The sequence below is a fragment of the Pseudomonas sp. 2995-3 genome (assembly GCF_002742565.1).
Taxonomy (GTDB): Bacteria; Pseudomonadota; Gammaproteobacteria; order Pseudomonadales; family Pseudomonadaceae; genus Aquipseudomonas; species Aquipseudomonas edaphica.
In genome coordinates this window covers 20,804-27,044 of record NZ_LJSB01000246.1, presented here as the reverse complement: position 1 = coordinate 27,044, position 6,241 = coordinate 20,804, and the positions used below count along the sequence as shown (strand labels likewise).

Sequence of the window (6,241 nt, the reverse complement as noted above, 5' to 3'; positions counted from 1 at the left end):
ACGATGCATCGCCGATGGTAGTGTGGGGTTTCCCCATGTGAGAGTAGGTCATCGTCAAGATTAAATTCCGAAACCCCATTTGCGAAAGCAGATGGGGTTTTGTTTTGCGCGCTCGAAAAGTGTCCCGCAAGCTATTCCGCGAAAAAGCCACCATCAATGCGCACTAACGGGTGCACAGCACGCGTCAGGACGCCTCCAGAAGCTCGCCTCCTTGCCATTCCAGAAGACTGGCTCGATGCTCATATCGACATGGGTGCCGACGCTCTGCTGCATCCCAGGTTCATCAGATCGTGCAAGGTCGTTATTCAGGTCGAGGGCGGTAGGATAATCGCAACGCTCCGACGGCCTCTGAAGGCGCTCATGAGGTTTTGAAAGGGCTTATGGTCATAGGGCTTGTTCTTTCATGATTTTGCCTTCTGGGCGCCATTGCGGCGGCCAGCGCTGGAATCTCACTTTTCTACAGACGAAAAAAAAGACCTTGAAATTCAAGGTCTTTCTTTAAGATGGTGCCCCGAGGGAGACTCGAACTCCCACTCCTTTCGAAAACGGATTTTGAATCCGCCGCGTCTACCAATTCCGCCATCAGGGCTCAATGGCGGCGAAGTATAGAGATGAGATTACCGTTGGTCAATCACGTTTCATGGTCTATTTTCACTATTTCCGCTAGACTCCCCGGCCCTGCTAGACGAACCCTATCATGCGCGTTGCTGACTTTACTTTTGAGCTCCCTGATTCGCTGATCGCTCGCCACCCTTTGGCCGAGCGTCGCGCCAGTCGACTGCTGACCCTGGACGGGGTGAGTGGTGCCCTCGCACACCGCCAATTCACTGATTTGCTTGAGCATTTGCGCCCAGGCGATTTGATGGTGTTTAACAATACCCGGGTGATTCCGGCACGGCTGTTTGGCCAGAAAGCGTCCGGCGGCAAGCTGGAAATTCTGGTGGAGCGGGTGCTGGACAGCCATCGCGTGCTGGCCCATGTGCGCTCCAGCAAGTCGCCGAAACCCGGCTCGAGCATCCTCATTGATGGCGGTGGCGAAGCCGAGATGGTTGCGCGGCATGACGCGTTGTTCGAACTCAAGTTCGCCGAAGAGGTGTTGCCGCTGCTGGAGCGCGTCGGCCATATGCCGCTGCCTCCTTATATCGACCGCCCCGACGAAGACTCGGACCGCGAGCGCTACCAGACGGTGTACTCGCAGCGCCTCGGTGCTGTCGCCGCACCTACAGCCGGGCTGCATTTTGACCAGCCGCTGCTGGATGCGATTGCTGCCAAAGGCGTCGAAAGCGCTTATGTGACCCTGCACGTGGGGGCCGGCACGTTTCAGCCGGTGCGTGTGGATAACATCGAAGACCACCATATGCACAGCGAATGGCTGGAAGTCAGCCAGGAAGTCGTGGATGCGGTGGCGGCATGCAAGGCGCGCGGTGGTCGCGTGGTTGCAGTGGGCACCACCAGCGTGCGCTCGCTGGAGAGTGCCGCGCGTGATGGTGTGCTCAAGCCGTTCAGTGGCGACACCGATATCTTTATTTTCCCGGGCCGGCCGTTCCATGTGGTCGATTGCCTGGTGACCAATTTCCATTTGCCGGAATCCACGCTGCTGATGCTGGTGTCGGCCTTCGCGGGTTATCCAGAAACAATGGCGGCGTATAAAGCTGCCATCGATTATGGATACCGTTTTTTCAGCTACGGTGATGCGATGTTTATCACCCGTAACCCTGCGCCGACTGCTCCTAAAGAAGCGGGCCTTGAGGAGCAACTATGAGTCGTATGTCGTTTGAATTGTTGGCCACGGATGGCAAGGCTCGTCGTGGTCGCCTCACGTTCCCGCGTGGCACCGTCGAAACCCCGGCGTTCATGCCAGTGGGCACTTACGGCACTGTAAAAGGCATGCTGCCGCGTGACATCGTCGCGACCGGCGCCGAGATCATCCTGGGCAACACCTTCCACCTGTGGCTGCGCCCGGGCACGGAAGTGATCAAGAAGCATGGCGACCTGCATGACTTTATGAAGTGGCAAGGCCCGATCCTCACCGACTCCGGTGGTTTCCAGGTATTCAGCCTGGGTGCCATGCGCAAGATCAAGGAAGAGGGCGTGACTTTCGCCTCGCCGGTGGACGGTTCCAAAGTGTTCATGGGCCCTGAAGAGTCGATGCAGGTGCAGCGCGACCTGGGCTCCGACATCGTGATGATTTTTGACGAGTGCACGCCTTATCCCGCGGATGAAGATGTCGCGCGTATCTCCATGGAACTGTCGTTGCGTTGGGCTCAGCGCTCGAAAAACGCCCACGGCGATAACACTGCTGCGCTGTTCGGTATCGTCCAGGGCGGCATGCACGAAAGCCTGCGCAAGCGCTCGCTCGAAGGCCTCGACAAAATCGGCTTTGACGGCCTGGCTATCGGCGGTCTGTCGGTAGGTGAGCCCAAGCACGAGATGATCAAGGTGCTGGATTACCTGCCGGGCCTGATGCCCGCTGACAAACCTCGTTACCTTATGGGCGTTGGCAAACCGGAAGATCTCGTAGAGGGTGTGCGCCGCGGTGTGGACATGTTCGATTGCGTGATGCCAACCCGTAATGCCCGCAATGGGCATCTGTTCATCGATACAGGCGTGCTGAAGATCCGTAACGCGTTCCATCGCCATGATGATTCGCCGCTGGATCCCACCTGTGACTGCTACACCTGCCAGAACTTCTCGCGTGCTTATCTGCACCATCTGGACAAGTGCGGGGAAATGCTGGGTAGCATGTTGAATACCATCCACAATTTGCGTCACTACCAAGTCCTGATGGCTGGTTTGCGTGAGGCTATTCAACAGGGTACATTGGCCGCCTTCGTCGATGCCTTCTATGCCAAGCGCGGGCTCCCTGTGCCGCCCTTGGACTGAGTTTTCCGACCCTAAGATTCACTATTTGCAACTGGAGTGCTAAATGAGCTTTTTTATCTCTAATGCCATGGCTGACGCCGCTGCGCCTGCCGCCGCCGGCCCTATGGGTGGTGGTTTCGAGTGGATTTTCCTGGTCGGCTTCCTGGTCATCTTCTACCTGATGATCTGGCGCCCACAGGCCAAGCGCGCCAAAGAGCAGAAAAACCTGCTGGGCAGCCTGCAGAAAGGCGACGAAGTTGTGACTACTGGCGGCATCGCCGGCAAGATCACCAAGGTTTCCGATGCTTTCGTGGTTCTGGAAGTCTCCGACACCGTAGAAATGAAGTTCCAGAAGGGCGCCATCGCCGCCACGCTGCCAAAAGGCACGCTCAAAGCGATCTGAGTAACAACCTTTACCAATCGACGGGGCGCGCAAGGCGCCCCGCGTTATAAGCGGGCGGCGTGATGCTGAACAAATACCCTCTGTGGAAATACGTACTGATCCTGGCGGTGCTGGCGATCGGTTTTATTTATTCCGCTCCCAATCTTTATCCTGATGACCCTGCGATCCAGATCACTGGCGCCAGCACTACGCTGCAGGTCAATCAGGCTGACCTGGACCGTGCGAGCAAAGCGCTCACCGACGCCGGTATCCAGGTAAAAGCGGCAACCTTGGCGTCTGATGCGAAAGGCGGTTTGTTGCGCCTGACCAAGGCCGAAGACCAGTTGCCGGCCAAAGACGTCGTGCGCAAGGCCATGGGTGATGACTACGTTGTCGCGCTCAACCTCGCACAGACCACGCCAAAATGGCTGCGCAGCATTGGCGCGCACCCGATGAAGCTGGGTCTGGACTTGTCCGGTGGTGTGCACTTCCTGCTGGAAGTCGACATGGACAAAGCCCTCGACGCGCGTCTGAAAGTTTACGAAGGCGACGTGAAGAGCCTGCTGCGCAAAGAGAAGGTGCGTTATCGCAGCCTGCCGCAGCTCAACGGTGCCATCCAGCTGGGCTTCTCTGATGAAGCGACCCGCGAACAGGCCCGTGCCCTGGTGCGCAAGAACTTCAATGATTTCGACATCGTACCGGCTGACCTGAATGGTCAGGCTGTGCTGCGTCTGGCGATGACCCCGGCCAAGATCGCGGAAATCCGCGAATACTCCATCAAGCAGAACTTGACCACGGTACGTAACCGCGTCAACGAGCTGGGTGTGGCTGAGCCGATCGTGCAGCGTCAAGGCGCCAACCGCATCGTGGTTGAACTGCCAGGCGTACAAGATACCGCTGAAGCCAAGCGTATCCTGGGTAAAACCGCCAACCTGGAATTCCGTCTGGCGGCTGAGCCGGGTGCGACTCGCGCGACTGCCGAAGAATTCGAGTTCCGTGAAGGCAACCGTCCTCCAGCGCTGATCGAGCGTGGCTTGATCATCACCGGTGATCAGGTGACTGACGCCAAGGCGGGTTTCGATTCGCAGCACGGTACTCCGGAAGTGAACATCCGTCTGGATGGCCATGGCGGTGACCTGATGAGCCGCGCCACGCGCAGTAACGTCGGTCGCAGCATGGCGGTGATCTTCATCGAGCAACGTCCGGTCACCACCTACACCAAACAAATGGTCGACGGTGTCGAGAAAGACGTGCCGGTGCAGACCTTCAAGGAAGAGAAGAAAATCATCAGCCTGGCGACCATCCAGTCGCCGCTGGGTGCTCAATTCCGCATTACCGGCCTGAATGGCCAGGGCGAATCTTCCGAGCTGGCACTGCTGCTGCGTGCGGGTGGCCTGGCGGCGCCGATGTACTTCGCTGAAGAGCGCACCATTGGCCCGAGCCTGGGTGCCGACAACATCACCAAGGGTATCGATGCGGCCTTGTGGGGCATGCTGTTTGTGTCCTTGTTCATCATCGCCATCTACCGCTTCTTCGGCGTCATCGCCACCGTGGCCCTGGCGGGCAACATGGTGATGCTGCTGGCACTGATGTCGCTGCTGGGCGCAACACTGACCCTGCCAGGTATCGCCGGTATCGTACTCACCATGGGTATGGCCGTAGATGCCAACGTACTGATCTTCTCGCGTATTCGTGAAGAGATCGCGGCGGGCATGACCGTACAACGTGCAATCAACGAAGGCTTCGGCCGGGCATTTACCGCGATTCTCGACTCCAACCTGACCACTCTGCTGGTCGGCGGGATTCTCTTTGCCATGGGCACCGGCCCGGTCAAAGGTTTTGCGGTGACCATGTCCCTCGGTATCTTTACCTCGATGTTCACGGCCATCATGGTGACCCGCGCAATGGTCAACCTGATCTTTGGCGGACGTGACTTCAAGAAGTTGTGGATTTAAGGGGCTGCCATGTTACGTACAATCAACTTCATGGGCGTTCGCAACATTGCGTTCGGCGCCACAGTGCTCCTTACCGTTCTGGCGTTGTTCAGCTGGTTCCATAAGGGCCTGAACTACGGTCTGGACTTTACCGGCGGTACGCTCATCGAGCTGACCTACGAGAAGCCGGCCGACGTCACCCTGGTGCGCAGCGAGCTGGTCAAGGCCGGCTATCACGAAGCCATCGTGCAGAGCTTTGGTGCTACCACCGACCTGCTGGTGCGTATGCCGGGCGAAGATCCGCAGTTGGGTCATCAGGTAGCCGAAGCCTTGCAGAAGGTCGGCGGTGACAACCCGGCGTCGGTCAAGCGCGTCGAGTTCGTAGGCCCGCAAGTGGGTGAAGAGCTGCGCGACCAGGGCGGTCTCGGCATGCTGATGGCGCTGGCCGGCATCATGGTCTACCTGGCGTTCCGCTTTCAGTGGAAATTCGGCGTCGGCGCCATTGTGTCGCTGATCCACGACGTAATCGTCACCGTGGGTATCCTGGCGTACTTCCAGATCACCTTCGACCTGACGGTGCTGGCGGCGGTGTTGGCGATCATTGGTTACTCGCTCAACGACACCATCGTGGTATTCGACCGGGTTCGTGAGAACTTCCGCGTACTGCGCAAGGCTACGCTGGTCGAGAACATCAACATCTCCACCACTCAGACCCTGCTGCGGACCATGGCGACGTCGATCTCCACCTTGCTGGCGATTGCTGCACTGATGATCTTCGGTGGCGACAATCTGTGGGGCTTCTCCCTGGCACTGTTCATCGGCGTTCTGGCGGGTACCTACTCGTCGATCTACATCGCTAACGTGGTGCTGATCTGGCTGAACCTCAACAGCGAAGATTTGATCCCGCCTGCCGCTACCGGCAAGGAGGTCGACGACCGTCCTTGATGGGCGTTCGTTGATACGCTGTTACAAAGAAGGCACGAGTATTGAACTCGTGCCTTTTTTTTTGCTCCAAGGCTGGGTATAGCGCGGACGTTTCGGTCCGCTTGTGATGGTCAGGAGG

5 protein-coding genes and 1 tRNA gene are annotated in these 6,241 nt (G+C 58.1%); 5 read left to right on the top strand and 1 reads right to left on the bottom strand.

Annotation, left to right across the window (positions count from 1 at the left end; genetic code table 11):
- Positions 1 to 504: 504 nt before the first annotated feature.
- A tRNA-Leu gene (locus AOA62_RS25265) sits at positions 505 to 589 on the bottom strand.
- 108 nt (positions 590 to 697) lie between these two features.
- Here AOA62_RS25265 and queA point away from each other — a divergent pair.
- From queA to secF, 5 genes are all read left to right on the top strand, one after another.
- Positions 698 to 1,762 carry a tRNA preQ1(34) S-adenosylmethionine ribosyltransferase-isomerase QueA gene (gene queA / locus AOA62_RS25260; protein ID WP_017135938.1) on the top strand — a complete coding sequence of 355 codons (1,065 nt, stop codon included), beginning with the start codon at positions 698 to 700 and terminating at the stop codon, positions 1,760 to 1,762.
- Positions 1,763 to 1,767: 5 nt separating this feature from the next.
- Positions 1,768 to 2,883, top strand: a complete 1,116-nt coding sequence (gene tgt / locus AOA62_RS25255) for a tRNA guanosine(34) transglycosylase Tgt (protein ID WP_003175976.1) — start codon at positions 1,768 to 1,770, stop codon at positions 2,881 to 2,883.
- Positions 2,884 to 2,926: 43 nt separating this feature from the next.
- A complete protein-coding gene (yajC, locus tag AOA62_RS25250; protein WP_003175975.1) occupies positions 2,927 to 3,265 on the top strand; it encodes a preprotein translocase subunit YajC in 339 nt (112 codons plus the stop codon).
- Between the two features lie 62 nt (positions 3,266 to 3,327).
- Complete coding sequence (secD, locus tag AOA62_RS25245; RefSeq protein ID WP_017135939.1) at positions 3,328 to 5,199, top strand: protein translocase subunit SecD; 1,872 nt, start codon at positions 3,328 to 3,330, stop codon at positions 5,197 to 5,199.
- 9 nt (positions 5,200 to 5,208) lie between these two features.
- Positions 5,209 to 6,123, top strand: coding sequence for a protein translocase subunit SecF (gene secF / locus AOA62_RS25240; protein ID WP_017135940.1), 915 nt, complete (start codon positions 5,209 to 5,211; stop codon positions 6,121 to 6,123).
- Positions 6,124 to 6,241: the final 118 nt, after the last annotated feature.

Bases quoted from the DNA above. Each gene is read 5' to 3' on its own strand.
- queA (WP_017135938.1), top strand. From the start codon at position 698: ATGCGCGTTGCTGACTTTACTTTTGAGCTCCCTGATTCGCTGATCGCT.
- tgt (WP_003175976.1), top strand. From the start codon at position 1,768: ATGTCGTTTGAATTGTTGGCCACGGATGGCAAGGCTCGTCGTGGTCGC.
- yajC (WP_003175975.1), top strand. From the start codon at position 2,927: ATGAGCTTTTTTATCTCTAATGCCATGGCTGACGCCGCTGCGCCTGCC.
- secD (WP_017135939.1), top strand. From the start codon at position 3,328: ATGCTGAACAAATACCCTCTGTGGAAATACGTACTGATCCTGGCGGTG.
- secF (WP_017135940.1), top strand. From the start codon at position 5,209: ATGTTACGTACAATCAACTTCATGGGCGTTCGCAACATTGCGTTCGGC.